A 26,713-nucleotide genomic window follows, 5' to 3' on the forward strand; every position below is an offset into this window, starting at 1 on the left:
TCAATCCGCCAGCGCCACCAGCGCGTCGGGATCGTAGGCGAGGCGGATGGGCGCGCCGATCGGCAGGTCGTCGGCGCCGAAATCATTGGTCTCGCTCACGGCGAGCGGCTTTTCGAGGCCCGGGATCTCGACCACCAGATGGGTGATCTCGCCGAAATAATGCCGGTCGACCACCTTGCCGGCCACCTCATATTTGCCGCTTTCCCCCTCCCAGAGCACGCGCAGCCGTTCCGGCCGGATGCCGAGCGTCGCGGTATTGCCGTTGCGCACGAAGGCGGAGGGCTTGTCGAGCTTCACGCGGCCGAAGAGGGGTGTATCGAGCGTCATCGAGCGTTCGCTCTCCTCGGCGATGCCGGCCTTGAGGAAGTTCATGCCGCCGAGGAAATCCGCCACCTGGCAATTGACCGGGCGCTGATAGATCTCCTTGGGCGAGGCGACCTGCGCAATCCGCCCACCGAACATCACGGCGATGCGGTCGGACATGGCGAGGGCCTCGTACTGGTCGTGGGTGACCAGGATGAAGGTGATGCCGACGGCGCGCTGCAGGCGGCGCAGCTCCACCTGCATCTGCTCGCGCAGCTTCTTGTCGAGCGCCGAGAGCGGCTCGTCGAGCAGCAGCACTTTCGGACGCATCACCAGAGCGCGGGCCAGCGCCACGCGCTGGCGCTGGCCGCCCGAGAGCTCGGTGGCGCCGCGCTTGCCAAGACCGGTGAGCGAGACCTGCTGCAGCGCCTCCTCGACACGGCGTTTCTCTTCCGCCGGATCGAGCCGCAGGCGCTTGAGGCCATAGGCGACGTTCTGCTCGACATTGAGATGCGGGAAGATGGCATAGCTCTGGAACACCATATTGGTCGGCCGCTGGTTGGCGGGAACGCCGACCATGGGCTGGCCGCCCACCGAGATGGTGCCGCTGGTGGGATTGTCGAAGCCGGCGATCATGCGCAGCAGCGTGGTCTTGCCGCAGCCCGAAGGACCGAGCAGGGAGAAGAACTCGCCCTCGTTGATCCTGAGTGAGGTCTCGTCCAGCGCCTTGAAGGTGCCGTAGCTGCGGGTGACGCGGGAGATTTCGATCATCGGCTGTTCAGGCAACCAGGCCTCCCGTCAGTTGGGCCCGCCGCATGGCGCGGCGGCGCAGGATTTCGGCAATGATCATCAGGATGGCGGAGCCGAGCAGCAGCAATGTGCCGAGCGCCAGCACGCCCGGGAGCTTGCCGGCGAAGCGCAACTGGCTCCAGATATAGACGGGCAGGGTAGGGTCCGAGCCGGTCAGGAAGAAGGCCATGATGAACTCGTCCAGCGAGATGGTGAAGGAGACCAGCAGGCTGGAGATGATGGCGGGCGAGACCATCGGCAGTGTCACCCGCCGGAAGGTGCCGAAGGCGGTCTCGCCGAGATCGGCGGAGGCCTCCTCCAGGCTGCGGTCGAAACCTTCGAAACCGGACGTGAGCACATTCATGGAATAGGGGATGCAGACCAGCACATGGCCGAAGACCACGGTGACCAGCGAGAGGCTGAGACCGAGCTGCAGCATCACCAGCAGCATGGAGACGGCGAGGATGATCTCCGGCAGCACCAGCGGCGCCATCAGCAGGCCATGGATGCTGCTGCGCCCGGGGAAACGGTAGCGCGTGATGGCGCGAGCGGCACAGATGCCGAAGACGGTGCTGAGGATCGAGGCCGAAACGCCGACCATCAGGCTGTTCCAGGCCGCGCTCGTCAGCGCCGGTGTTTCCAGGAGGCCCTCATACCATTTGAGCGTGAGGCCCGAGAGCGGGAATTGTGGCGTGACGGCCGTGTTGACCGAAAAGATCGGCAGGAAGATCACCGGCAGGTAGAGGAAGGCCACATAGGCGAAGGCGTAGACCAGCAGCCATTTGGACAGGGCGTTCCGGAATATGCTCATCGCATCCGCCTCGCTATGCCGCGAAGGGAGAACACGACCAGCGCCGCCATGGCCGTGACGATGGCCATGGTCGTCACCGACAGGGCGGCGCCGAGCGGCCAGTTGGCGGCGCGGCCGAACTGCGCCTGGATGGCGCTGGCGATCATCACGCCATCCTTGCCGCCGACCAGCTGGGGCGTGACATAGTCGCCGACCGTCGGGATCATCACGATCATCACCGCCGAGACGATCCCGGGCATGGAGAGCGGCAGGGTGATGCGGCGGAAGCTGCGCAGCGGTCCGTCACCAAGATCGGTGGCGGCTTCGAGCAGCGTGCGGTCGATCTTTTCGAGCGAGACGAAGATGGGCAGCACCGCGAAGGTCGCCCAGGCATGGGTGAGCGTGATCACCACGGCAGTGGTGTTGTAGAGCAGCGCCGTCGAGGGCTCGCTGGTGATGCCGAGCCCCATCAGGATGGAGTTGAGCACACCGTTGTAGCCGAGGATCACCTTCCACGACATCACGCGCAGGAGATAGCTGGTCCAGAACGGGATGGTGATCAGGAACAGCCACAAGCCTTTGTGCCGGCCGCCCTTGAAGGAGATGAAATAGGCGATCGGATAGGCGAGGGTGACGGTGAAGAAACTCACCAGCAGCGAGACCCAGAGCGAGCGCAGCAGGAGGTCGCGGTAGATCGGGTCCGTCAGCGCGGTGCGGTAATTGTCGAGCGTGAAGGTGCGGTCGATGGTGAGGTAATGCTGCGTCCAGAAGCTGTTGGCGAGCACCAGCAGGATCGGCACCACCAGGAAGATCAGGGCATAGACCAGCGTGGGGCTGACCAGGGCGAGGCCGCGCGATGTGTCTGTCTGCGGGAAGGGACGTTTGCGGTTTCGTGCGGGGGGCAGCGCGACGATCCCCTCTGCCGGCGCCGTCATGGCAGCCGCCTTCGCACGCCGATGGGATTGCCGTTTTTCAGCATGATCGCCCGTCCGTCTGGAGGACACGGCACTTTTCCCGGCCGCTGTCATCTTGCCATCATGCGCTTCGATGGTGGTTGAAATCAAGTGATTTTTCTGAAATATTGAATGAACGGATATTCAATTTGATCGACTAAGTGTGAGATATTTTATACAGTTAGATCAACCACAATTGGAATTATCCGATAGATAATCTTGGGGGGTGTCATGGCTGCAGCCGAATGGATCGTGGGAACGCAGAACGGGCAGGGGGCGCATTCGGTCGAACTTGCCAAGCGCCATCTGGTGCAGCCCTGGCCCGAGGCCGGCGAGATCGGTTCGGAGGCCCGCGCACTGATCGAGGGTGGGGAGGGCATCTACATCACCGATGGCGAGGGCAAGCGCCTGATCGACGGGCCGGCCGGCATGTGGTGTGTCAATGTCGGCCATCGCCGCGAGGAACTCGCCCGGGTGATGTACGACCAGGCCATGCAGCTGTCCTACAACACGCCCTGGTACACGATGAACGCGCCCTCGGCCGTGCTGGCCGAGCGGATCGCCGGTCATGCGCCTGGCGATCTCAGCCATGTCTTCTACACCACAGGCGGTTCCACGGCCGTGGAGAGCGCCCTGCGCTTCATGCAGTTCTACAACAATGTGCGCGGCCGGCCGGAGAAGAAGCTCATCCTCTCACGCGGTGGGGCCTATCATGGCTCGACCTATCTTTCCGCCTCGCTGAATGGGCGCCCGCGCGATCGCGACTGGATGAACGGGGCCGATGACCTCGTGGTCAAGCTTTCCTCGCCCAACGCGTTCCGCCGCCCGGCGGGCATGACCGTCGAGGCTTTCGCCGACGGCCTGGTCGCCGAGTTCGAAGAGACGGTGCAGCGCCTCGGGGCCGATCGCATCGGCGCCTTCGTCGGCGAGCCGGTGCAAGCCTCGGGCGGGGTGGTGCTGCCGCCCGGCAATTATCTGCAGCGCATCCGCGGGATCTGCCGCGACAACGACATCCTCTTCATCGCCGACGAGGTGGTGACGGCCTTCGGGCGGCTCGGCCATGTCTTCGCCTCGGGGGAGGTCTTCGGCCTCGATCCCGACATGATCACCTTCGCCAAGGGCGTGACCTCGGGCTATTTCCCGCTTGGCGGCATGATCGTCTCCGATCGCCTGCTGGCGGAACTGCGCCGCTCCAACCATCCCACCGCGATGTATGCCCATGGGCTGACCTATACCAGCCATCCCGTCGGCTGCGCCGTGGCGCTCGCCAATCTCGATCTGCTCGAGAACGGCGTCCTCGAACATACGCGCGCCATGGCGCCCTACTTCCAGGCGCAGTTGAAGACGCTCGAGGAACTGCCGCTAGTCGGGGAAGTGCGCGGCATCGGGTTGATGGCCTGCGTCGAATGCGTCGCTGACCGCGAGAGCAGGAATCCGCTGCAGCTCGACAAGAATGTCGGCGAGCGCATCGACGCCCATTGCCACGAGCTCGGCCTTCTGGTGCGCCCGCTCATCAATATGTGCGTGATGTCACCGCCTTTGGTGATCACCAAAGAGCAGATCGACGACATGGTGGGCATCCTGCGCGAGGGCATCTCGCGGACCATGGACGATTTGCGCAAGGAAGGCGTCTGGCGGGGATAAAACGCTAGCCCAGCGCCGCCTCGATGAAGGCGGCGCCGATGGCGCGGGCCTTTTCCCGGTCGAAGCCGTCGGGATGGAGATGGAAATCGGCATAGATGCCTTCCATCAGCAGCATCAGGCCTTCCGCGAGCTTGGCGGCGCGGCCCTGTGCCGTCTTGCCGCCGGCTCCAGCGAACAGGCTGGTGAGCAGGGCCAGCGTCTCGGGATCGCGGCTTTCGATCAGGGGCATGTAGTCGGGATCGGAACGCCGGTCGCCGCGAAAGGCGAACCAGACCGACATGTTGCGGACGTTGAAGATGGCGGGATCGAGCTCGGCGTCGACATAATCCATCAGGCGCGCCAAAGGCGGGCTCTTGCGATCGGCAAAGACGGCGGCGAAATGCTCGGCATAGCGCTGGTTGAGGTCGCGTAGCGCCGCCATCAGCAGCGCGTCCTTCGAGCCGAAATGAAGGTTCACCATGCCGCGCGCCACGCCGGCGCGTTCGACGATGCGGCTGACCGTGGTGCCGGAAATGCCGTGCTCGGCGATGGTGTCGAGCGTCGCCTCGATGATCGCCTGCCGGTAGCGCAGCTTGTTGTCGGCCCGCTTGCCCGTTGTCTGCAAAGGGGCGGGCGCCGCCTCGCTCATGCCTGATGCCTCCGAATCGCGACGCCTGCGCTCCGCCGGGCGATAATGACACGGCCTAGCAGACAGGTGTGCAAACGCAATATGGCTTCAAAGCCGGGTCTCAGAAGGGCGCGCGTCACGTCATTCCGGCTGGAGCGAAGCGGAACGCCGGAATCCATGAACACTGTCCTTCCAAGGTTGTGTTCATGGATTCCGGGTCTCCACTCACAAGCGAAGCTTGTGAGGATACGGTCATCCAACCAAACCTTTGGTTTGGTTGTGGGAATGACGTGACGCGCGCCCTTCCATCAAAGCTTATCCTCGTAATAGCGGCCCCGCAGTTGCCAGAATTGCCGTCATCCTGTATCATGAATGAACGTACATACATGAGGGGTGGGCATGAATTATCAAGTGCGCGATATCAGCATTCCCGCCGAATGGGACCGCAGCGGACTGCCGGCCTGGACCTACTCCAATCCCGAATTGCTGGAGCTCGAAAAGGACGTGCTGTTCCGCCGGCACTGGCAACTGATCTGCCATGTCTCCAACCTGCCCAACCCTGGCGACTATGTCGGCCTCGACATGATCGGGGAGAGGGCGCTGGTGGTGCGCGGCAGGGATGGCGTGGTGCGTGCCTTCCACAATGTCTGCCGCCATCGCGGCTCGCGCGTGGTGGCCGAGAACAAGGGCAATTGCCGCTCGGCCATCGTCTGCCCCTTCCATGGCTGGAGCTACAATCTGGACGGCACCCTGCGCGGCGCCGCGCAGCCCAAATATCTGCCGGCGCTCGATCCCGCCAGCCATGGCCTCATTCCGCTGGAGACCGAGATCTGGCAGGGCTTCGTCTTCGTGCGCTTCAAGCCGGGCCCGCAGCCCTCGGTGGCCGAGCTGATGGCGCCATTCGAAGCCGAAGTCGCGCCCTATCGCGTGCCGGAGGTACAGCCCTTGCATGATTTCTGGCACGACAAGTCGCCCGTCAACTGGAAGTCGGTGCGCGATGTCGACAATGAGGGCTACCACGTGCCGATGGCGCATCCAGGCCTGCGCGACCTCTATGGCCATGGCTATTACGACGAGCCCTTCGTCAACGGCGTCTCGCGCGCTTTCGGCCCGTTCAACAAGACCGAGGGCACGCTGTGGAGCGTGCGCAAATACAAGAAGCTGCTGCCGGAAGCGACGCATCTGCCCGAAAGCCATCGCCGCGCCTGGCTCTATCTCGGCCTGTTCCCGAACACGGTGCTAACCTTCTATCCCGACACCATCACCTTCTATCAGGAGTTCCCGCTCTCCACTGGCGAGACCCTCCAGCGCGGCGGTGTCTACGGATTGCAGGACGACAGCCGCGCCATGAAGGCGGCGCGCTTCCTCTCGACCCGCATCGACTGGGATACGGTGAAGGAGGACATGCAGCTGATGGTGTGGTCCTACGAGGCGACCTCGTCCTCGGGCTATCAGGGCGTGATCCTGTCGGACCTCGAATATGGGGTGAAGACCCACCATGACCATCTGCGACGGCTGATACCTGTGCTGAACAGCAGGGAGGAGCCGGTGCGCGGGGAACTGATGCGCCGGAACGAGGAGATGAGGGGGGCCAGAGGGTAGGGCGCCACGCGAGCCTCCCCCACGAAGCTGGGGGAGGTGGCATTGCGAAGCAATGACGGAGGGGGGTGGTCCTACGGGCTCGACTTCATAGGATGAAGCTGAGGTGCTTTAGATGGGCCAGGGTCCCATTCTTAAAATCCGGAGCCCGTTGGGCCACACCCCCTCCGACCTCGCTGCGCTCGGCCACCTCCCCCAGCTTCGTGGGGGAGGCTCGCGTCGCGCCTTTCGTCATACCAATGTCAGTATCGCCTCGAAGAATGTCAGTTTCGCCCATCGGCAGGCCGGACGGGGCGGAGTAGTTTCTCCCCTGTCAGACACATTCAGCTTCACACAGCGACAGGGATCAATGACATGCCCACGATTACCACCAAGGACGGCACCGAGATTTTCTACAAGGACTGGGGCTCCGGGCAGCCGATCGTGTTCAGCCATGGCTGGCCGCTCTCGGCGGATGACTGGGACGCCCAGATGCTCTTCTTCGCCGGCAAGGGCTTCCGCGTCATCGCCCACGATCGCCGCGGCCATGGCCGTTCGACCCAGACGGGCGGCGGCCACGACATGGATCACTATGCCGACGACCTCGCGGCCCTGACCGCCCATCTCGACCTTAAGGATGCCGTGCATGTCGGCCATTCCACCGGCGGCGGCGAAGTGGTGCATTACATCGCCCGTCATGGCGAGAGCCGCGTGGCCAAGGCCGCCATCCTCTCGGCGGTGCCGCCGCTGATGGTCAAGACCGAGGCCAATCCGGGCGGCCTGCCCAAGGATGTCTTCGACGGCCTGCAGGCACAGCTCGCCGCCAGCCGCTCGCAGTTCTACTACGATCTGCCCGCTGGCCCCTTCTATGGCTTCAACCGGCCCGGCGCCAAGGTCTCGCAGCCGGTGATCTGGAACTGGTGGCGTCAGGGCATGATGGGTGGCGCCAAGGCCCATTATGACGGCATCGTCGCCTTCTCCCAGACCGATTTCACCGAGGATCTGAAGAAGATCACGGTGCCGGTGCTGGTGATGCATGGCGACGACGACCAGATCGTGCCCTATGCCGACTCCGCCCCGCTTTCGGCCAAGCTCCTCAAGAACGGCACGCTGAAGACCTATAAGGGCTTTCCGCATGGCATGCCGACCACCGAGGCGGAGACCATCAACGCCGACCTGCTGGCCTTCATCAAGGGCTGATCTTCGGGGGGCGGGTCTTCAGACCCGGCTCTTCGACGGGGCGGTACCATCAAGGCGGGTCTGAAGACCCGCCCCCCAATTCTGCCTCTCTTCAAATGCACGTCAGGCGCTGCCGGGGCCTTTGTATCGGCAGCGCTTTCATGTCTGCGAGGTACCGACGATTGCGGCGAGAAACCCGGCGAGGTCATCCGTTACGAAATCGGCTCGGGCCGTAGCCGTGCTCTGGCTGTCCCACCAGATGGGCACCTTCTCCTGCGCTGAGGGGATGATGAGAACCGTGACCATGCCGAGGCTGTGGGGCACATCGAGATTGCGCGGCAGATCCTCGAACATCGCCGCACTGTGGGCGTCGACGCCCATCCCTTCGAGGAATTTGCGATAGGAGTCCGCTGTCGGTTTGGGCGCATAGCCGGCCGCCACGAGATCGAAGACCCCATCGAAGAGGCCGCTGAGGCCGAGTGCCGTCGCAACGGCGTCGGCATGGCCGCGGCTGGCATTGGTGAAGATGAATTTCCGGCCGGGCAGGGCCGCGAGCGCGGCGGCAAGGCCCGGCTGCGGCTGTAGGGCCGAATAGTCGATGGCATGGGTCTTTTCGAGATAATCGAGCGGATCGATGCCGTGATCGGCCATCAGGCCGAGCAAGGTGAGGCCGTGGTCGAGGTAATATTGCCGCTGCAGCGTCCAGGCTTCCTCGGGAGCGAGGCCGAGCAGGGAGGAGACATAGTCTGTCATCCTGGCGCCGATCTGCGTATGGAGATCGATGTGATGGGGATAGAGGGTGTTGTCGAGATCGAACACCCAATCGTGGATCCCGCTGAAGCGGGCGGCGATCTCCGCCTGGCTTGTCTCTGACATCTGCCCTTCGCTCATGGGGTACGAGGCTTGGCGCCACCCTCTGGCGACACCGGCAGATCCATGGCCTTGCCCGCCAGTTTCTCGCGAGCCTCGTTCAGGGCGCGCAGATTGGCCAGCGTCTCGGCCGGGCGCTGGCTGGCGATGCCGACCAGCAGGGTCTCGATCAGGCCGAGCGTGGCCGTGTGGAGGCTCAGCATATCGGCCCGCCCGCGGGCGACAGGCAGGACGATGCCCACCCTGTGCTGAAGCATGGCGGCAAGCGTATCCGTCAGCAGCAGCGAGCCGAGCCTGAGCCGGCGGATCTCGTCGAGCAGCGCGGACAATTCCGTGTAGACGCGGCCATAGGCCAGCATCACCACGAAATCGCCGGCCCTCAATCTGCGCAGATCGTCGGCAAAGAGCAGGCCTGTGTTGGAGAGGCCAGCCGCCTCCAGCCCGAAGCGCGAAAGCTGGAAGACGAGATAGTCAGCCACGGCGCTGGAAGGGCCGAGGCCGAAGACAAGCACGCGCTTCGCGCCGATCATCCCTTCGATCGCTGCCTGGAACAGCTCCGGCGTGATGGTGCGGCGCAGGTCCGCCAGCGATTGGATCTGCGTCTCCAGCGTCGTTTCGAAGGCGGCGGGCAGGCTGCCGCCGACCTCGCCCAGGGTCCGGCTCAGGCGTTCGGCCGGCGAGAGCGAATTGCGCAGCTCGGCGGCGAGCGTGCGCCTGAGTTCCTCCAGGCCGGCAAAGCCGAGGGCCTTGGTGGCCCGCACCACGGTGGCATCGCTGGTCTCGGCCTTTTCCGCCAAAGCGGCAGCGGAGGCGATCAGCACTTCCTCCCTGTTGTCCTGGAAATAGCGCACTACCCGCTGCTCGGCCGGGCTCATGCTTTCGAGCCGTTCGGCCACTCTCTCGTCGAAGCTGGGGGAGACGCTCATTCCGGTCCCTAATTTTTCACCAATGTTGCAGGTGCTACCATCATCTCGCCTTTATGTAGCATATACTACAAAGCCTTCATAACCTGTTTCTGGCGACGGCAATAATGGATTTCGTTTCCTGGCAACTCGTTTCCTGGCATGTGGCGGCGCCGGCCATCGGTGCGGCCTTCCTGGCTTCGCTGGTCGAGGTGGTGGAAGCCTTCACCATCGTGCTGGCTGTGGCAACCCTGCGCGGATGGCGCCCCGCCGGCTTCGGCGCGTTGGCGGCGCTTCTCGTCCTCGGCCTCATGGTGATCCTGCTCGGTCCCTTGCTCGGGCAGGTGCCCCTGGGGGCGCTCCAACTCGTCATCGGCGTGCTGCTTCTGCTCTTCGGCATGGGCTGGCTGCGTAAGGCGATCCTGCGGAGCGCGGGCATCATTCCGCTCCATGACGAGGATGCCATCTTCGCCAGCGAGTCGGCGCAACTGGCCGCCGCCTCCGGGCGGGACTCGCTCGACTGGATCGCCGGATTGGCGGCCTTCAAGGCGGTACTGCTCGAAGGGCTGGAAGTGGTGTTCATCGTCATCGCCGTGGGCTCGGGCCGTGGCCTGCTTGCGCCGGCAGCGGCCGGAGCGCTGGCAGCCTGCCTGCTCATCCTCGCCATCGGGCTGATGCTTCGCAAGCCTCTCGCCCGCGTGCCGGAGAATGTCCTGAAATTCGGCGTCGGCGTCATGCTCTCGGCCTTCGGCGTATTCTGGACCGGAGAGGGGCTGGGCGTGCCCTGGCCCGGCGAGGACGCGGCGCTGCTCGGCTTCGCGGCGATCTTCCTGTGCGCCGGTCTCGTCATGGCCTCAGTGCTGAAACGGCCCGCTCTGGAGGTGAGGCCATGAGCGTTCTCCTCGAAGTCCTCCGGGAACTTGTCGGCATGTTCATCGCCGATGCGAGGCTGACCATCACCACCCTGATTCTGGTCGCTGCCGTCGCGGCGCTCGCCCTGGGCCTGGGGGTGGAGCCGCTCTTGTGTGGCGGCGTGCTCCTTGCCGGTTGTCTCGTCATTCTCATCGAAGCCGTGCTCCGAGAAGCTCGGCACCGCAGAGCGCCATAGGGAGCACGCTCATGACATAACCGGCCTGGCAGCCGTCGCTCCATCATCTAACCCAAATGAATCATCGTCTCTGCGGACGATGAAAGGAATTCTTATTTGTGTTTATTGATTAATATCAAATATATCTAAGATATACGAAAATCTATTTTGGCATAAATCTATATATTATTAGCATCATTACATAAATTTCACGTAACTGTCATTTCGGACTGGTAGCCGAGACTCGCACTCACTCCCTCAAAAACGAAGGATAAGTCGATGAGGCGTCTTTTCAGATCGATTCTGCTCGGCTCGCTGGCAGTCATGCCGGCATTCGCCATGCAGCAGGCCCAGGCGGCGGGAACTCCCTACAAGCACGTATTGCTCATCAGCGTTGACGGCCTGCACGCCATCGATGTGGCCAATTATGTTGCGTCCCATCCCGCCGGCGCCCTGGCTGGCCTGACCCAGCATGGACTGTTCTACCCCAACGCGCTGACCACGGCTCCCTCGGACTCCTTTCCCGGCCTGGTGGCGCAGGTCACCGGCGGCACACCGGCCGTAACCGGTGTCTTCTATGACGACAGCTTCGATCGCACCTATTTCGCCCCGGGCTCGAATTGCCAGGGCGCTCCCGGCACGGAAGTCTCCTTCGCCGAGAATGTCGACAAGGATACCGACCGCCTCGATGGCGGCGGCACGCCCGGGCAGGCGACAACGCAGATCGACCCCGCCAAACTGCCTGTGGTGCTGGTGAACGGCAAATGCACCACCGTCTTCCCCCATGATTTCGTGCGCGTGAACAATATCTTCGAGGTGGTGAAGCAGCATGGCGGCCGCACCGCCTGGTCTGACAAGCATCCGGCCTATGAATGGCTGAACGGTCCCTCCGGCAAGGGGCTTGATGATTTCTATGCCCTGGAACAGGATTCGCTCATTCCCGGCACCAAGGTGAAGACGACGGGCAGCTTCAAGGCCGAGCGGGATTTCGACGAGGCCCGCGTCAAGGTGCTGATCAACGAGATGCGCGGCCTTGACAGCACCGGCACCACGAAAGAGCCCGTCCCGGCGCTGTTCGGCATGAATTTCCAGGCCGTCAGCGTCGGCCAGAAGCTGCCGAAATCCGGCCCCGGCGATGAAGCCGGCCTGACGGGCGGCTATGCCGATGCCGCCGCCACGCCCAATAGCGGCCTGGCCAAGCAGCTCGATTATGTCGACGGGGCATTGGGCGAATTGTTCGCGGCCCTGCGCGACAACAAGCTCGACGACAGCACGCTGGTCGTGGTGGCTTCCAAGCACGGCCAGTCGCCCATCGACTCCGCCACCTTCCAGCCGCTTGATGACGATCCTTACTCAAAGACACCGGGTTATGGCTTCCATATTGCCGACGACGCCTCGCTGATCTGGCTGAAGCCGCAGGATCGCGAGAAGAATCTCGCCGCAGCGGCGGCCTATCTCGAGAAGTCGATCAAGACCCTCGGCATCGGCCAGGTGCTGACGCCGAACCAGCTGGCGCTGGCCTATCAGGATCCGGCCAGGGACAGCCGCACGCCGGACTTCATCGTCACGGTCAATCCGGGCGTCGTCTATACCTCCGGCTCGAAGATCGCCGAGCATGGCGGCGCGAATGCCAGCGATCGCAGCATCGCCCTGCTGGTTAGCGGTCCCGGTATCCAGCCGAAGACCATCACCGCGCTGGTGCAGACCACGCAGGTCGCCCCGACCGTGCTGCGCGCGCTGGGCTACGATCCCGCCGAGCTCCAGGCGGTGGTCAAGGAAGACACGCAGGAACTGCCGGGCACGCCGTTCTGAGTAGGATGGGGGCGGGTCTTCAGACCCGGCTCTCGATGGAGGCGGGTGCGACCAGATGCCGGGTCTGAAGACCCGCCCCCGAGCGGCGCCGGCCAGTTCGGCGCCGCCTCTCTCAGCTCAGCCTTTCGACCGTGATCGGCAGGTCGCGGACCCGTTTGCCGGTGGCATGGAAGACCGCATTGGCGATTGCCGGGGCGACGCCGACAATGCCGAGTTCACCCACTGCCTTGCCGCCAAGAGTCGAGGCCTCGTAGTCAGGGATGCCGACCGAGATCATCTTGATGTCGGGGCAGCCCTTCTTGCCTAAGGCTTGGCCGATGCCCTTGAGGATGCCGCTCTTCCACTGGCTCTCGGCGAACTTGCGATTGCTGACGCGCCCCGAATCCAGCGCCGAAACCATGCGCGTTACCCGTACAGTGCCCAAATCCGCATCGACTCGCACTTCCACGAAATGGGCACACCAGCTATGGCGCGATGTGTCACCCTCAGTGGACGAGGGGCCGGCTGGGCAGGTGCCGGCCGCCATGCCATAGCCGATGAGCTCGGAACCCTCACGCATCGAGCACGGCCGCGGGTTGCGCCTTGACCAGCCGAAGGTCTCGGCGCCGGCGGCGAAAGCTTCGCGCAACTGCCGCGTCGACCAGGGCTTGTTCGTCTGCGGATCGACATCCGCATAATTCAGAAGCCGCATCACCAGGGGATCGATGCCCAGCTTAATGGCGAGTTCGTCGATGGCGCATTCGATGCCGAAGGCGCTCGCCGTTTCGCTGGTTACATGCAGAGTGCCGGAAAAGGCCTTGGCGACAGGCAGCCTCCGCTGCCGCGACAAGAAATTCTCGGTGGCATACATGATCGAGGTCACCGCGCCGAGCCGCTCGCCCGGGCCGCCATCCACCGGGGCATCGCTGACGCCTCGATGCATGATGGAAAGCAGCATGCCCTGCCTGGTGGCGCCAAGCGCCAGGGTCTGGCGCGTCGCGGGCCTATCGACATGGGCTTCAATCGACGCGCCATGATCGCGCGGGGTGGTGTAGGTGGCTTCGATGCGGACTGGCGCTTGGGCGAGCGCCTTTCCGGCGTCGCCCCATTCGCTCGTCAGGATAGCCAGCGGCATACGCCCGCCAGGATTGCGAGGCGCGTCGAGCAGGGTGATGCGTGGTTCGATCGTCACGGGCCGGGCCTGCCTGTTGGGGTCGAGTGTGGTGGTGGTCTGATAGGTCATGATCCTGTTCCCTGTGAGATCAGGCTGAAGCCCCGATGGGCCGTATGGAAGCGAGTGGCTTTGGGGGCAGGGGGGCTCGCGAGGCCGTCCCTTTGTTGTCCAGGGCCTGCCTAAAATGCATGACAGGCCTTATATGTGGTGAGATAAGGTGTTATGAGCGTCTCTGGCATGAAGCGGAGGCGCCTCCGTTTTTTGAAACTATAGGTTTGAGCCGTTCGGTTCAAGCCCTTTTTGCACTGGAGTTCGAATTGACCGCCGACCCGCTGGCCGAGACGAGGGAAAAGCCCACGGCTGCTCCGCCGAAGCGCCCGCGCGCCGACGCTCAGCGCAACCGCGAGCGGCTGGCCGAGGTCGCGGCGCTGGAGTTTGCCGAGCACGGCATCGAGACTTCGCTGGAGGAGATCGCCCGCAAGGCAGGGGTCGGCATCGGCACGCTCTATCGGCACTTTCCCAGCCGCGAGCATCTGGTCGAGGTGGTCTATCGCCGGGAGGTCGAGGCACTCAGCGCGGCCGCCGATGAACTCGCGGCCCGGCATCCGTCCGATGTCGCCCTCTCCGAGTGGATGCAGCGCTTCGTGGACTACATCGCCGCCAAGCGCGGCATGGCGAACAGCCTCAAGCTGCTCAGCGCCTCCAATTCCGAACTGTTCTCCAGCTCGTGGGGCATGATCTCGCGGGCCCTGAGTCGCCTTCTCGATGCCGCAAGGGCCGAGGGCCTCATCCGCGAGGATATCGATGTCTCGGATGTGTTCCATGCTCTGTCGGGCATCTACGCGGCGCCGGCCTCGCCCGATTGGCGGGATCGCTCCCGGCGCCTGGTGTCGCTGCTGATGGACGGCCTGAGAGCCGGGGCACGCCGCGGCCGGCCATGAACGGGGCGCGGTGCGGTTGAAATGATCGCATTTCACGATACCGTCGCCCTTGAACTGCGGGAATCCGCGACAAAATATCGGGCAGGCTCGGCCTGCCAATGCCGGGCCATGTCGAAAGGAGCAGAGCAAGGAGACGATCGATGACGCAGCGGCCAGGCACCTCACTCCCGCCAGCGCATCTTTTGACGCATGACGCCGAACTCGACCGGCTGATGTGCCCACAGCGCTTTTACAAGCGGCCGGCAAATGTCCTCGCCGATTCCAGCCTGACGATTGCCGAGCAACGGGCGATCCTGTCGTCCTGGGCCTCCCAAGCCTGTGCCGCGGAAGCGCTGCCGCCGCTCGGTGCGCACATCACGTCATCCGGCGCGCAACAGGTGAGCTTCGAAGAGATCACGGAGGCGTTGAGGCAGCTTGATCAGAAGGCGCTGCCTCCTTGCCTGTCGGCGCGCAAATCGGTCATCAACTGAGATCGTGAGAGGCGGAAAGCCGGGTTGTGCCCGGTGAAGCCGTCCGGCTGGACCGAAGACGGGCGGCGTGGCTATTGTCCATCGTATCGTCACGCCGAATCCGTCGCGCGCAGCCGGGCCGGCCAGAGCGTTTTACCTTCAGATCGAATCACCAAGAATCGCAAAATGCATTTGCTACCAGCGAGTTGATCTGGAACTCCGCTTCTGCCTGAATGCATTTTGCTCTAGCAGGGAATGCCGCGATGAGGCCTTTTGCCGAAATCTTCGAGCTGGCCGGGGGGCGCAAGGGCGGCGCCGCCGCGCTGGACCAGGCGCTCGCGACCACCGCCTCCCGCACGCCGTCCGAAATCGCCCAGATCCCTGATGACCGCATCCTGGCCGAGATGACGCGCCGCATCTTCTATGCCGGCTTCTCGTCCAAGGTCATCGACGACAAATGGCCTGCCTTCGAGACGGGCTTCCAGGGCTTCGAGCCGCATGCCTGCGCCTTCATGACGGACGACCATTTCGACGTGCTGATGCAGGACCGCGGTATTGTTCGCAACGGCGCCAAGATCCGCTCGGTGCAGCTCAACGCGAAATTCCTCCTCGATCTCAAGGCTGAGCATGGCAGCGCCGCTCGCTTCTTTGCCGATTGGCCCGACAGCGATTATGTCGGCCTCCTCGATGTCCTCAAGAAGCGCGCCAGCCATCTCGGAGGCGATGCCGCCGGCCGCTTCCTGCGCGGGATCGGCAAGCCAGCCTTCATTGCCACACCCGACATGGTGGCGGCCCTGATCCGCGAGGGTGTGCTGGCCAAGCCGCCGAGCGGCAAGAAGGACCTGGCCGCCATCCAGGCCGCCTTCAACCGCTGGTCCCGGGAATCCGGGCGCGACCTCACTGCCATCAGCCGGGTGCTTGCCATGAGCGTCGACAGCGACAGCCATGGTTATCGGGAACCGCGCAAGAAGGGGTAATGACATCGGCCCGTCGCGGTGATCGAGGATGCGATTTCCCCAGCCAACTGACGGCAGGCACTTCACACGCAATGCTTGCGTCTTCAGCTCGGCCACGTCCTGCGGGCCGATGCGTCCGGCTATACGACTGGGGATGTCTCTCCCGTTGCTTTCTTACATAAGTATAGTAGCGCAAATATCGATATATTCATGCTCAATTACTTTATTTGTATTTTCTTGACAAAACTAACGAGAATCGACCTTTCTCCATCAAGGTTGATAACGTTACGGAAGTGTCGCGAAAGGAATTCCCATGCATACCCCATCCCGATGGATCTTCATTGTTTCCCTGCTGCTCGCCATCGTCGCGCTGATCGGCGCGGCCCATCTCGTGGCTGCCGTTGAGCCCTACGCCGTCTTCGTGGCGCTGGCAGGCTGGCTGGTGCTGACGATCGGCTGCTTCATCAAGACGACCTGAGCAGCTTGACTGGAGCGTTTTGCGATTTGACGGAATCGGTAAGAATCACAAAGACGCGTCGAAACAAAGAGTTAGAGTAAAAATGCGTTTACGCTTAAACGCGTTTTGCTCTGGAGCATCGAGGAAGCAAAGCCATGCGATCCTCCACGGCTTGTTGAGCAGCCATTGCGCGACCCGGGGGTGCTGAGCGCCGCCGGGTTGACGATATTATTCGGCAATCGTTCCCGCGGGGCTTCCGCGATACCGTCATACGCCGCTTCCCGCAGGCGGCGCGTGCGGCCGTGCAGGCCCATATTACGGCAGCCGCCGAGTGCTCTTGCTGGGTGCGCGGACGTCCTATGACACTCAAGTGAGTGTCAGACGATCCGCCCCTTCCAACCAGCAGCCGCGCCGTTTCCAAGAGCGGACGAGACGTCCGCGCACCCGGGAAATACCCCCCAACGGCAATGCCGTAGTAAATCGTCAATCCGAGTTCGCAGCCCAGACATAAAGAGAACAGATCTTGACATCAGTTCGGCCCTATGCTTTATTCCCTGACGGAACGAGACGTCAGCGGCCGGCGCAGGTACAACCCGGCCCCGAACGCCTCCATCCACCCCAACAGCCTGTCCAAGCGGTGGGCGCACGGCGGTCCTGCTTCTTTCGAAGCCGGCTTCCAGGGGTGACGCGCGGGACAGACGGGATCGGCACCCCATGGAAGTGCCCTGTGATCCCTGGACGGAGCGTGACGGGCTTGAGCCCGGCAACGCCTTCGTCCCCACATCCCGCCGATGCGGTGAAGACGGCTGATGCCACTGTCCGGCCAGGACTGCAGCGCTGAGCCCCTTGACCGAGCCGGCTGGCTCAGGTTCGGATGGTCCGTGCCATCCGCTCCCGGCTCGCCTCCGCCTGCATAAGGCGGAAAAACAGGTGGCCTTGCGCGCCTTGTCAGCGCGCCAGGCAGCCGGAACAGGGCGATGGCGGCCTGCACCGACAGTGCGGCCAGCATCTTCCATGATCCTGCTTTCACGGCTGCTCCGCAGCCGCCATCGCCCGGTCTCCTCATCAACCCAGCCGGAAAGGGCGTGGGAACGAGAGCGTTTGCGCGTTGCGGTGGGAAGGCCGCGGAGGCGAGAGAAGCCGACGCTTGGGGATCGTTGAAGAATCGGTGAATCGGCAAGCCGGTGTTGTGCCCGAGGCAGGTGCTGTCATCCGCCTTAATATTTAAGCATCTAAGCTGGCCCTGCTACAAAGAGTGGCCTTTTCGGACACCTCGTTTTCCGACGATAATCCGTTGAAGCGGATCGAGCCGATCCGTCACTGCCACCCGCCGAGAGGAGGGCTCCAATGCGTTGGCGAAACACTCTCAGCGCCGTGGTATTCATTGGCATAAGCTGTTTCTCCGGAGCGGCGCTTGCCGACAAGCGCGTGGCGCTCGTGGTCGGTATCGATCATTATTCCAAGGGGAATGGCCCGATCTCGGCCCCCGATCTCGCCAACCCCGTCAATGACGCCCGCGCGATCCGCGATACGCTGGTGAAGCTCGGCTTCAGCGTCGTCTACGGCGAGGATCTGAAGAAGGACGATTTCGAGGCCGATCTCGACAGTTTCGAGGACCAGGCCCGCGAAGCCGATCTCGCGCTGGTCTATTTCTCCGGACATGGCTCCACCTTCGAGAACCAGCCTTATCTCGTGCCCTCCGATGCCGTCTTCGATGAATTGCGCAAGGCCGAGCGCAGTGTGATCCCGGTGGAGGACGTGCTGGCTCGTCTGCGCGAGGCCAAGGGCGTGCGTATCGCCCTGTTCGATGCGTGCCGCGACAATGCCGCCGAGCAGGCCCTCAAGCAGAGCGCCGCGAAGACGCGCGCCGTTGGGCAGGAACGGGGCCTTGCCCGCGTATCGAGTGCCGACGGGCTGATCGTGATGTATGCCGCCCAGCATCTGCAGACGGCCAAGGACGGTGCAGGGGAGCATTCGCCCTTCGCGGCGGCGCTGCTGACGCAATTGCCGGCCCCCAATGTCGACGTCACCGAAATGCTCAACAACGTGGCGCGCTCGGTGATCAGCTCGACCAACGGCACGCAGAAGCCCGAGCTGGTCGTCGATCTTTTCGACAAGTTCACCCTGGTCACCGCCGCTTCCACGCTCGCAGAGCCACCGCCGGCCCCCGCTGCTACCGTCGACCCGCGCGTGGCGGAGGCTGCGCTGATCTGGCCGTCGCTCTCCACATCGACCGACCGGAACGCCCTCACCGAATTCCAGAAGCGCTATGCCGGCACGATCTATGCGACAATGGCCGGCGACAAGCTGGCATCGCTTCAGCCGGCGCCGGCCCCGGCTTCTTCGCCCGCCGTCACCCCCGCGCCTGCTGCATCCGTGCCCCAGCAAAGCGCCTCCCTGGAACTACCCTCGGCCAAACGCGGCCTTCTCAACAATCCGGCCCTCGTCCGCGCCTATGGCGAGGAAGCCAGGGACTGGGCCGTCGCCCCGACGGCGACGCTGCGCGCGAGCAATGCCATCGGCACGCCCACGCCGACCTCGATCCCTGGGGCCGCTGTCATCTCGACCGGGGAGGTGGCCGCCCTGGTCGCCACCCGGCAGACGCAATTCGCCTTGCTGGATGCCCTCGAAAGTCCCCACCAGATGATTGCAGGTGCGGTGAACGTCGCCGGCGCCGGACGGGACGGCACGATGTCGGATGCGACGCAGAGCTGGCTCGCCGGCCGCCTCAAGGACATAACGGCGGGCAGGACCGATTTTCCCCTGATCTTCTATTGCGCCGGTGCCCAATGCTGGGAGGGCTACAACGCGGCCCTGCGAGCCCGCGAGGCCGGCTACACCAATGTCTACTGGTATCGCGGCGGTCTGCAGGCCTGGCAGATGTCGCCGATGGCCGGTGTCTACAAGAACGCCGCCTTCGTGCGCACCGTCGGCGAGGAAGCCACCGATTGGGGCGTGCCGGCCCAGCCCCGGCTGAGGCCCAATTTCCAGATCGGCACGCCAACGCCCACGACCATCCCCGGCGGCACTGTGCTGACGACGGGCGAAGTCTGGGCCAGCTTTTCCGGAGCCCATATCGGCCTGCTCGTCGATGTCTGGACCGCGCAGCACAATCTCATTCCCTCCGCCATCAACCTGGCCGGCATGGGCAACGGTGGCAACTTTTCGGACAATGTCCAGAAGCTTGCCATCGCCAAGCTGCAGCAGCTCACCGGCGGCAATTTCTCCTTCCCGCTGGTGTTCTACTGCCGGGGGCCGCGTTGCTGGGAGGGCTATAATGCTGCCTTGCGAGCGATCCATGCCGGATACCGGAACGTCTATTGGTACCGCGGCGGCGTGGCGGCCTGGAGCATGGCGCGCTGAAGGCGGGCTTGCGGAGCCTCGCCGGGGCGGCGATCATGGACGGACATGAAAAGGGAGTCTCGGATGGCAGCCGACATTTCGGATTTTATCGCCAGCGTGAAACGCGAGGAGCCGCCCGCGCCGATCAGTCAGCCTCTGCGGGCCATATGGCACGGCCTGCGTGGCGAATGGGACCGCGCCCACACCATCGTCCAGGCCGGAGACGACCGCGAGAGCGACTGGGTGCATGCCTGGCTGCATCGCATCGAAGGAGACCTGCCGAACGCGCGCTACTGGTATGGCCGCGCCGGACGGACCATGCCGGCCGGATCCACGGAGGAAGAGGGCGCCGCGATCGCCGGCGCACTCCTGGAGGCTGGAGGAGCCGGCAAGGCCTGAGTTCGATGGCGGGAAGTTGAAGGGCCGGAAAGGCGGGAAGGGTTGCATCCCGCCCTTCGCAGGCCGATATCCCGGGCCTGACCCGCATGACGAAAACAACGCCAGAGTGAAGATATGGCCCAACATCTCAAGATCGACTTCGTCTCCGACGTAGCCTGCCCCTGGTGCATCATCGGCCTCAAGGGGCTGGAGGAAGCACTCGCCCGCACCTCGGATGCAGTGGAGGCTGATATCACCTTTCAGCCCTTCGAGCTGAACCCCTCAATGCCCACCGAAGGCCAAAACATCGTCGAGCACATCACCCATAAATACGGGATCACCGCCGAACAGTCCGCCGCCAACCGGGCCATGATCCGCGCGCGAGGCGCCAGCGTCGGCTTTACCTTCAACATGTCGGAGGAGAGCCGGATCTACAACACATTCGACGCCCACCGCCTCCTGCACTGGGCGGAGACGAGCGGCCACCAGCAGGCGCTGAAGCTTGCCTTGTTCAAAGCCTATTTCACCGATGGCGCCAATGTCGCCGAGCCGGACGTGCTGGTCGCCGCCGCCATCTCCGCGGGCCTCGACGGCGAAGCGGCGCGGGAGGTTCTGGAAACCGGGCGCTACGCCCAGGAAGTCCGCGATGCCGAACGTCTGTGGCAATCTCGCGGCATCAGCGCCGTGCCGGCCGTCGTCATCAACGAGAAGTGGCTGATCTCGGGCGGCCAGCCCGCCGACGCCTTCGAGAAAGCCCTGCGGAATATCGCGGCCGAAGTTGCGCCGGCCGCATAGGGCAACTGCGCAGGTCCAGATGCACTAGGCGGGCAGGGCAGGCCGATGCCTCGCCGGGATTTGGTGACAACCGTGATGGCCGGGTTTCTCGCCGGGTACGGTTCCCCTGACGAAGCAGCCGAAATATTGCCGGCGCTCGCGTGCCGGGCTACCTCTAGCCGATGGCCGGTCGTTTTCCACCTTCCCGCATCGTCTGCCTGACCGAGGAGACGGTCGAGACTCTCTATCTGCTGGGGGAGCAGGACCGCATCGTCGGCGTGTCTGGCTATGCGGTGCGCCCGCCGCAGGTGCGACGCGAGAAGCCGCGCGTCTCCGCCTTCACCTCGGCCGATATCCCCAAAATCCTCGCGCTCAAGCCTGATCTGGTGCTCACCTTTTCAGATCTTCAGGCCGAGATCGCGATGAGCCTTGTGAAGGCGGGCATCGAAGTCCACGCCTTCAACCAGCGCGACATCGCCGGCATCCTGTCGATGATCCGCACGGTCGGCGCCCTGGTGGGTGCTTTCGAGAAAGCCGAGGCGCTGGTGCTGAGCTACGAGAAGCGGCTTGGCGATATCGCCTCCCTGGTACGGGGGCATCGCCCAAAAATCTATTTCGAGGAATGGGACGAACCGATGATCAGCGGCATCGGCTGGGTTTCCGAGCTGATCGGCATCGCCGGCGGCGACGATATCTTTCCGCACAAGGCGTGCGAGAAAGCGGCGGCTGACCGGATCGTCTCGTCCGATGAGGTTATTGCCGCGGCGCCGGATGTCATCCTTGCCTCCTGGTGCGGCAAGAGGGTCGTGCCTGCCAGGATCAGCGGCCGGCCCGGGTGGGAGCGCATCCCCGCCGTGCGCGAAGGGCGAATCGTGGAGATCAAGTCGCCGCTGATCCTGCAGCCCGGGCCCGCAGCCTTGACGGATGGTCTCGACGCGATTCTGCGTGTGCTTTGGCCGTGAAAGGCCGCATCCATGGCGTGCCCAAGAGCAAAATGCGTTCAAGCGGGAGCGCAATTTCAAATGGACTTCCTGGTATCAAACGCACTTTGCGATTCTTGGTGATTCGATGTGGAGGTAAAGCGCCCCGGACGTGGCTTTCGCAAAAGGCCGGCCGTTGGCGAGCGGCCGGCATGGGAGTCAGGCCGCAACCCGCTTTTGAACCATCAGCTTCTCGGCGAAGGCGCCGAACACCAGGGCCAGCGTCGACCACATGATGGTCTGCGCGCCCATCGAGGCGACACGGAATTTCCAGAGGATGACAGCCGGGAAGCCCTCCGGCACCTCGTCGATGACGGGCATCAGCAGGGCGGCGATCACCACCACGGCCAGATAGCTTGCGGCGACGATCAGCGTGGCATTCCAGTTGCCCCAGCGCCCGACCAGCGCCTTGCGCATATTGGCTGCCAGAATCATGGTGCCGAGCGAAATCGCGATCATCAGGAAGTAGAGGCCCGTGCGGATGCCGATGGTATCCGGATTGCCCACGGAGGGCGGATTGGCCGGATATTTCAGGTTCGGCACCAGATAGATCGCGATGAAACCTGTCAGGGCGACCAGGACTGCCGCGACGCGCGGCGAACTGGTCGCCTCGAGCCGTCCGAACACGAAGGCGAAGGCCAGGGCGAAGAGGCCGCCGAACGCGATATTGTACGCCATCACGCCCGTCAGCAGGCCCCAGCTTGCCTGCGTCAGCCGGCTGACGAGCTCCGGTTCATCCGCCGGCATTGGCATGCCCTTTGCCATTTCAGCCTTGGCCTTGGCTTCGTCCATCTGGGTTTCGAAGGCGATCGCGCGGTCGACCTGGGGCTCACCATAGATTTTCAGGAAGCCAAAGCACAGCAGACCCGCGAGGATGCCGACCAGCATCCCCCGGACGAGGAGATCTCTAACCATCTCGGTGGTGCTTTCTTCTCAGTGGCAGGGGAAGCCAAGCAGATGGCGGCCGTCATGCACCCATTCATGCACATACATGCCCTGAATGATCGAAGTGGCTCCCTCCTCGGCACCTACGAAGTAGATGGCGATCAGGCACAGAAGCCCGGCAAAAATCGCCCAGGGAATAACGTCGCGAAGGGGAATGGCGATGGGCGCTGCAGTTGAACTGATCAAGGGTGTCTCCTCGGATTTCGCGTCCAGGTATGAGTCATGCGTAGTCACGAAGAGGGTCTGACTCTCGGCTGGCAAGAAGCCCAGCCGAATACAGTGGCGCGACCGTTCCGGGTTTTCACCGGCTTCCTCGAACGTGAAGATGCCACGTTGTTATATCGATGAGGCAGGGGAGCAACAATCAACCCATGAGAGATAGTATGGGTCCACGCAACCATGGAGGGCGCCGATTGAAAGCCGGCGAACCGCATCAGGCGGTTGATAAGAACCTGCAGGGCTGATGTTCTGGTGCGGGAAGGCGCTCGGGTCTTTCCCTGTTACGAAGATCTGGCTGGAGTCTGGCAGGCCATGCCCGCCTGAGGACACGAGCGGGAGCGAAAAGCAGGACAAGGGTCAGGCCCGACCCTGCCAGCCGCTGGCATCAACATAGATCGCGGCCAGCGCCTCCATGCCGGCCTGGTCCTCGCGGTCGAAGCGGCCTGCGATCGTGCTGTCGAGGTCGAGCACGCCAAGGACCCGCCCGTCGCGAAGCAGGAGCACCACCAGTTCCGACCGGGATGCCTCGTCGCAGGCGATATGTCCCGGAAAGGCATGCACGTCCTCGACCAGGATCGAGCGGCGCTGCTCGACCGCGCTGCCGCAGACGCCGCGGCCGACGGCGATGCGCACGCAGGCCGGCTTGCCCTGGAAGGGACCGACCACCAGCTCTCGCTCCGAACGCAGAAAATAGAACCCGGCCCAGTTGAGATCGGGCACCATCTGAAAGATCAGGGCCGAGGTGTTGGCGGCATTGGAGATGGCGTCCGTCTCGCCGTCGAGGAGGGCCCAGAGTTGGCCGGCGAGGTCGCGATAGAATTCGGATTTGTCGTCAAGCCGGATGGCGGCTGCCTGAAAGATCATGTCGGTCTGGTCTCCCAATGCCGGGGCGGGGGCGATGCTGCTCCGTCGCCGAGCCCGTCGTCAAATCGCTCCGGGTAGTTCGAGCGTGTTGAAGTGCTGCCTGGCGTGTTCGTAGAAGACCGCTGGGGCAAAATGCAGGCCGCCGCCAGCCTTTACCATCAGGCCGAAACGGTTGGTCGGCAGGCCCGGGTCCTGCAGCGGCCGGAAGACGAGCGCGCCATCGGCAATTTCCTTATGCGCACCGATGGGCGTCATGATCGACGCGTGGTGCCCCTGCAGGGCGACATCCACCAGGATGCGGATGGAATCAACTTCGAGGAAGGGGGGCAGCACATTGGTTGAGCGCATCAGAAAAGGCTCGATGACTTCGCGAATCGAGAGCTCCTTTTTGCCCAGCGCGATAGGATAGGGAAGACAGGCTGACAGCGTCAGGCGTGGCACCTGGGCGAGGGGATGATCCGGGCGCATCAGCACGCCGATCGGCACATCCCGGCGGACACCCTGCTCGATATGCGGAGAATCATTGACCAGGAAACCGAAACCGACGTCGAAACGCTCTTCCATGAGGCCGGCGATCACATTGGCGGACGAGGTGATCGAGACATCGAGATGCAGGCGCGGGTAGCGTCGCCCGAAATCAGCGAGCAGCGAGGGGAGAAAGGACAGGCCGATGCTTTCCACGCTGGCGATGCGGACCGTGCCGGTTCTCAGGCCACGCAACATGTCGAGTTCCGAAATCGCCGCTTCGAGAGGCGCAGTCACCCGGCTCGCCTGACGGCGCAGGATTTCGCCGGCGGGAGTGAGCGACATGCGATGGCCGTCCCGATTGAACAGCATCATGCCCAGCGTTTCTTCAAGCTGGGAAACCTGCCGCGACACGGCGGACGACACCACGTTCAGGCGCCTTGCCGCTTCCCGGATCGAGAGATGGTCCGCCACCGCCGCGAAGTAGATGAGTGAAGGCTGGCAGAAGACTCGCGCCAGCAGGCTCGGTGACAACACCGTTTCCTGAGGGTGCTTGTCGATCAGCGAGGTCTCGTCGGCGTCCGCTTTGATGTCGGTCGATCCCATCCGAAGCTCCTCCAACGCCATGTTGCCTCACTGGCAACATTACCATCTTATTAATGAAATTTCCAGAACGATATATACATGTGACTATAGCGATAATGTCAATTCGAAACGCCTGTGGCGTGGAGATTGCATGAGCCGGTCATATCAGGACGCCGCTGCAAGGGGGTCCGCATGGACCTGAATACGATCACGGCGGTGCAGCGTAGATGCGGCAAGTGGTGTGGCACCGGCCTGAGGAAGCCCTCATTCCAGACATCAGGTCCGAGCACTCGATGTTCATGATGGGTCGGGAGCCGCCGACCTTTACGCGGTCCGAAACGTCACTTCTTGGAAAGGCTCCCGAAACAAGGCCTTGAGCTCCTTGAAGCTCTTGAAGCCGAGATGCCTGGCCAGCCGGCTCACCGTTGACGGCGATACCCCGCAAGTCGCGGCAACGTCATGCGCGGTGCCGAAGGCAATCAGATCCGGGCCTTGGATTGCCTCGATCATGATACGGTAGAGTTGCCGCGGCAGCCTGATCTTATGATGTGCCATCATGAGTTTGAGTTCCTCGAAGCTGGATGGAGGAACGCTTAGGGGCATCTCGCTCATGGCATGAAGGTTCCTTGCGTTGGCGTCCGGATTGGAAGGCGTCAAGCCGCCCGATGATAGCCTTCGCCTTAAAGCGTGAAGGCACGACGGAAGGCCTCGAGTGCCGCTTCCGGATCGTTCGAGGCGAAGGCCTCCATGCCGACCGGGCCATCATAGCCCAGCGCATGGAGCGCCCTGGCAATGCCCTGGTAGTTGATCTCGCCTGTGCCGGGTTCCATCCGGCCGGGCACATCGGCCACCTGAATCTCGCCGATCCAGGGCAGGCAACGGCGGCAGAGTTCGATCAGGTTCCCTTCGCCGATTTGAGCGTGGTAGAGATCGAGGTTCAGTCGCAGGCGCGGATGATCGACCGCCGAAACAAGCGCGAGCGTGTCTTCGGCTCGCCCGAAGGGCACGCCAGGATGGTCGAGAGGCAGGTTGAGATTCTCGAGGGTGAACACGACGTCCTCTTCCTCTGCCATCTCAGCGATCCGCAGCAGCGTGTCGCGCGCCTTCAGCCACATCGCGCCGCTGACCACCTCGCACGGGGTGACCGGCAGCCCGCCGGCACCGAGGCCGGTGCCGTGGAGGTTGAGACGCTGGACACCCAGCCTTTTGCCAACCCTGGCCGTCTCGCGTGCGGTCGCCAGGAGTTCTTCCGCGCCGGCCTCATCGGTCAGCCGGCCTCGCAGATAGCCGTTCATGATCGAGAAGGTGGCGCCGGACTTTTCGAGTTTCGTCAGATCGTGGTCAGGCCAGTTCCAGAGGCCGACCTGAAAGCCCATTTCGGCGAGGCGCATGCAACGCCATTCGATCGGCCTGTCCCGCCAGAGCATCTCGGCGCAGGCGGCGAGGGTGAAGGGAATGGTCATGTCAGCCGGCTCTTTCATCATGGTTCAATGACATTTGGGCAAGCTCCGGCAATGCACCGGCGCTGTATGCGGGTACTCGGCGGTTAGAGGTGAGCGTTTGGGGGCGGGAAGGGCCTCTACTGTTGCGTGGCCGTCTGTTCCGTTGCTCTTCCTTGCAATTCGTGTTCGAGGGCGGAGAGGCCTGTTCCGCCGGCCATGTGGAACATGAGGCTTTCGAGGGAGAGGTCG

General features: G+C 63.5%; 26 protein-coding genes and 1 pseudogene. 14 read left to right on the plus strand and 13 right to left on the minus strand.

All coding sequences use genetic code 11. From position 1 onward, the window contains the following. From QQL24_RS12170 to QQL24_RS12180, 3 genes are read right to left on the minus strand one after another with little or no spacing between them, the layout of a single operon-like run. Window positions 1–1,074: an ABC transporter ATP-binding protein gene (locus QQL24_RS12170; protein ID WP_284312367.1), complete on the minus strand. Its 1,074-nt coding sequence runs from the start codon at window positions 1,072–1,074 to the stop codon at window positions 1–3. A gap of 7 nt (window positions 1,075–1,081) precedes the next feature. Then, a complete protein-coding gene (locus QQL24_RS12175) occupies window positions 1,082–1,903 on the minus strand; it encodes an ABC transporter permease (RefSeq protein WP_284312335.1) in 822 nt (273 codons plus the stop codon). Next, the gene (locus QQL24_RS12180) at window positions 1,900–2,817 is read right to left on the minus strand and encodes an ABC transporter permease (RefSeq protein ID WP_284312336.1); all 918 of its coding nucleotides are present in this window, start codon (window positions 2,815–2,817) and stop codon (window positions 1,900–1,902) included. Before QQL24_RS12180 ends, QQL24_RS12175 begins: the two co-directional genes overlap by 4 nt. A gap of 249 nt (window positions 2,818–3,066) precedes the next feature. Between QQL24_RS12180 and QQL24_RS12185 the strand changes: the two genes are divergently transcribed. Continuing rightward, window positions 3,067–4,479 (plus strand): aminotransferase, encoded by a 1,413-nt coding sequence (locus QQL24_RS12185; RefSeq protein ID WP_284312337.1) that lies wholly within the window; start codon window positions 3,067–3,069, stop codon window positions 4,477–4,479. 4 nt (window positions 4,480–4,483) lie between these two features. Here QQL24_RS12185 and QQL24_RS12190 read toward each other — a convergent pair whose 3' ends face one another. Then, a complete protein-coding gene (locus tag QQL24_RS12190; protein ID WP_284312338.1) occupies window positions 4,484–5,107 on the minus strand; it encodes a TetR family transcriptional regulator in 624 nt (207 codons plus the stop codon). 378 nt (window positions 5,108–5,485) lie between these two features. Between QQL24_RS12190 and QQL24_RS12195 the strand changes: the two genes are divergently transcribed. Together QQL24_RS12195 and QQL24_RS12200 are read left to right on the plus strand one after the other, a co-directional pair. Then, window positions 5,486–6,688 (plus strand): aromatic ring-hydroxylating oxygenase subunit alpha, encoded by a 1,203-nt coding sequence (locus QQL24_RS12195; RefSeq protein WP_284312339.1) that lies wholly within the window; start codon window positions 5,486–5,488, stop codon window positions 6,686–6,688. Between the two features lie 351 nt (window positions 6,689–7,039). After that, window positions 7,040–7,864 carry an alpha/beta fold hydrolase gene (locus QQL24_RS12200; protein ID WP_284312340.1) on the plus strand — a complete coding sequence of 275 codons (825 nt, stop codon included), beginning with the start codon at window positions 7,040–7,042 and terminating at the stop codon, window positions 7,862–7,864. Window positions 7,865–8,002: 138 nt separating this feature from the next. Here QQL24_RS12200 and QQL24_RS12205 read toward each other — a convergent pair whose 3' ends face one another. Both QQL24_RS12205 and QQL24_RS12210 read right to left on the minus strand, forming a co-directional pair. After that, window positions 8,003–8,719 (minus strand): pyrimidine 5'-nucleotidase, encoded by a 717-nt coding sequence (locus QQL24_RS12205; RefSeq protein WP_284312341.1) that lies wholly within the window; start codon window positions 8,717–8,719, stop codon window positions 8,003–8,005. An 11-nt stretch (window positions 8,720–8,730) separates the two neighbouring features. Next, window positions 8,731–9,639 (minus strand): MurR/RpiR family transcriptional regulator, encoded by a 909-nt coding sequence (locus QQL24_RS12210; protein ID WP_284312342.1) that lies wholly within the window; start codon window positions 9,637–9,639, stop codon window positions 8,731–8,733. Between the two features lie 104 nt (window positions 9,640–9,743). Between QQL24_RS12210 and QQL24_RS12215 the strand changes: the two genes are divergently transcribed. The 3 genes from QQL24_RS12215 (at window position 9,744) to QQL24_RS12225 (ending at window position 12,514) form a co-directional block, all read left to right on the plus strand. After that, a complete protein-coding gene (locus QQL24_RS12215; RefSeq protein ID WP_284312343.1) occupies window positions 9,744–10,508 on the plus strand; it encodes a COG4280 domain-containing protein in 765 nt (254 codons plus the stop codon). Beyond that, window positions 10,505–10,723 carry a hypothetical protein gene (locus QQL24_RS12220; protein WP_284312344.1) on the plus strand — a complete coding sequence of 73 codons (219 nt, stop codon included), beginning with the start codon at window positions 10,505–10,507 and terminating at the stop codon, window positions 10,721–10,723. The genes QQL24_RS12215 and QQL24_RS12220 overlap by 4 nt, the downstream gene beginning before the upstream one ends. Before the next feature lie 258 nt (window positions 10,724–10,981). Further along, window positions 10,982–12,514 carry an alkaline phosphatase family protein gene (locus QQL24_RS12225; RefSeq protein ID WP_284312345.1) on the plus strand — a complete coding sequence of 511 codons (1,533 nt, stop codon included), beginning with the start codon at window positions 10,982–10,984 and terminating at the stop codon, window positions 12,512–12,514. Between the two features lie 112 nt (window positions 12,515–12,626). On the opposite strand, the pseudogene QQL24_RS12230 reads toward QQL24_RS12225, so the two are convergent. Further along, window positions 12,627–13,499, minus strand: a pseudogene (locus QQL24_RS12230) (xanthine dehydrogenase family protein molybdopterin-binding subunit); the annotation flags it as partial. A gap of 485 nt (window positions 13,500–13,984) precedes the next feature. Between QQL24_RS12230 and QQL24_RS12235 the strand changes: the two are divergent. The 8 genes from QQL24_RS12235 (at window position 13,985) to QQL24_RS12270 (ending at window position 21,926) form a co-directional block, all read left to right on the plus strand. Further along, a complete protein-coding gene (locus QQL24_RS12235; RefSeq protein ID WP_284312346.1) occupies window positions 13,985–14,608 on the plus strand; it encodes a TetR/AcrR family transcriptional regulator in 624 nt (207 codons plus the stop codon). A gap of 140 nt (window positions 14,609–14,748) precedes the next feature. After that, the gene (locus tag QQL24_RS12240) at window positions 14,749–15,078 is read left to right on the plus strand and encodes a hypothetical protein (protein ID WP_284312347.1); all 330 of its coding nucleotides are present in this window, start codon (window positions 14,749–14,751) and stop codon (window positions 15,076–15,078) included. Window positions 15,079–15,320: 242 nt separating this feature from the next. Next, entirely contained in the window at window positions 15,321–16,034 is a 714-nt protein-coding gene (locus QQL24_RS12245) for a DNA-3-methyladenine glycosylase I (RefSeq protein WP_284312349.1), read from the plus strand. Between the two features lie 292 nt (window positions 16,035–16,326). Next, window positions 16,327–16,491, plus strand: coding sequence for a hypothetical protein (locus QQL24_RS12250; RefSeq protein WP_284312351.1), 165 nt, complete (start codon window positions 16,327–16,329; stop codon window positions 16,489–16,491). 1,326 nt (window positions 16,492–17,817) lie between these two features. Further along, complete coding sequence (locus QQL24_RS12255) at window positions 17,818–19,833, plus strand: caspase family protein (RefSeq protein ID WP_284312353.1); 2,016 nt, start codon at window positions 17,818–17,820, stop codon at window positions 19,831–19,833. A 63-nt stretch (window positions 19,834–19,896) separates the two neighbouring features. Continuing rightward, entirely contained in the window at window positions 19,897–20,211 is a 315-nt protein-coding gene (locus QQL24_RS12260) for a hypothetical protein (protein ID WP_284312354.1), read from the plus strand. A gap of 114 nt (window positions 20,212–20,325) precedes the next feature. Next, window positions 20,326–20,985, plus strand: coding sequence for a DsbA family oxidoreductase (locus QQL24_RS12265; protein ID WP_284312355.1), 660 nt, complete (start codon window positions 20,326–20,328; stop codon window positions 20,983–20,985). Between the two features lie 161 nt (window positions 20,986–21,146). Then, window positions 21,147–21,926 carry a cobalamin-binding protein gene (locus QQL24_RS12270; RefSeq protein ID WP_284312356.1) on the plus strand — a complete coding sequence of 260 codons (780 nt, stop codon included), beginning with the start codon at window positions 21,147–21,149 and terminating at the stop codon, window positions 21,924–21,926. A 177-nt stretch (window positions 21,927–22,103) separates the two neighbouring features. Here the strand turns inward: QQL24_RS12270 and QQL24_RS12275 are convergent, their stop codons facing one another. The 6 genes from QQL24_RS12275 to QQL24_RS12300 all read right to left on the minus strand — a co-directional run bounded on the left by QQL24_RS12275 (window position 22,104) and on the right by QQL24_RS12300 (window position 26,485). Beyond that, window positions 22,104–22,859 (minus strand): CbtA family protein, encoded by a 756-nt coding sequence (locus QQL24_RS12275; RefSeq protein WP_284312358.1) that lies wholly within the window; start codon window positions 22,857–22,859, stop codon window positions 22,104–22,106. Between the two features lie 18 nt (window positions 22,860–22,877). Continuing rightward, window positions 22,878–23,075: a CbtB domain-containing protein gene (locus QQL24_RS12280; RefSeq protein ID WP_284312360.1), complete on the minus strand. Its 198-nt coding sequence runs from the start codon at window positions 23,073–23,075 to the stop codon at window positions 22,878–22,880. A 390-nt stretch (window positions 23,076–23,465) separates the two neighbouring features. After that, window positions 23,466–23,969 (minus strand): GAF domain-containing protein, encoded by a 504-nt coding sequence (locus QQL24_RS12285; protein ID WP_284312368.1) that lies wholly within the window; start codon window positions 23,967–23,969, stop codon window positions 23,466–23,468. Window positions 23,970–24,032: 63 nt separating this feature from the next. Beyond that, complete coding sequence (locus QQL24_RS12290; protein WP_284312361.1) at window positions 24,033–25,043, minus strand: LysR family transcriptional regulator; 1,011 nt, start codon at window positions 25,041–25,043, stop codon at window positions 24,033–24,035. Between the two features lie 303 nt (window positions 25,044–25,346). Then, on the minus strand, window positions 25,347–25,634 hold the full coding sequence (locus QQL24_RS12295; RefSeq protein WP_284312363.1) for a MurR/RpiR family transcriptional regulator: 288 nt from the start codon (window positions 25,632–25,634) through the stop codon (window positions 25,347–25,349). Window positions 25,635–25,702: 68 nt separating this feature from the next. Then, window positions 25,703–26,485 (minus strand): TIM barrel protein, encoded by a 783-nt coding sequence (locus QQL24_RS12300; RefSeq protein ID WP_284312364.1) that lies wholly within the window; start codon window positions 26,483–26,485, stop codon window positions 25,703–25,705. Window positions 26,486–26,713: the final 228 nt, after the last annotated feature.

The organism is Labrys miyagiensis, assembly GCF_030160835.1.
In the GTDB taxonomy this organism is placed as follows: Bacteria; Pseudomonadota; Alphaproteobacteria; order Rhizobiales; family Labraceae; genus Labrys; species Labrys miyagiensis.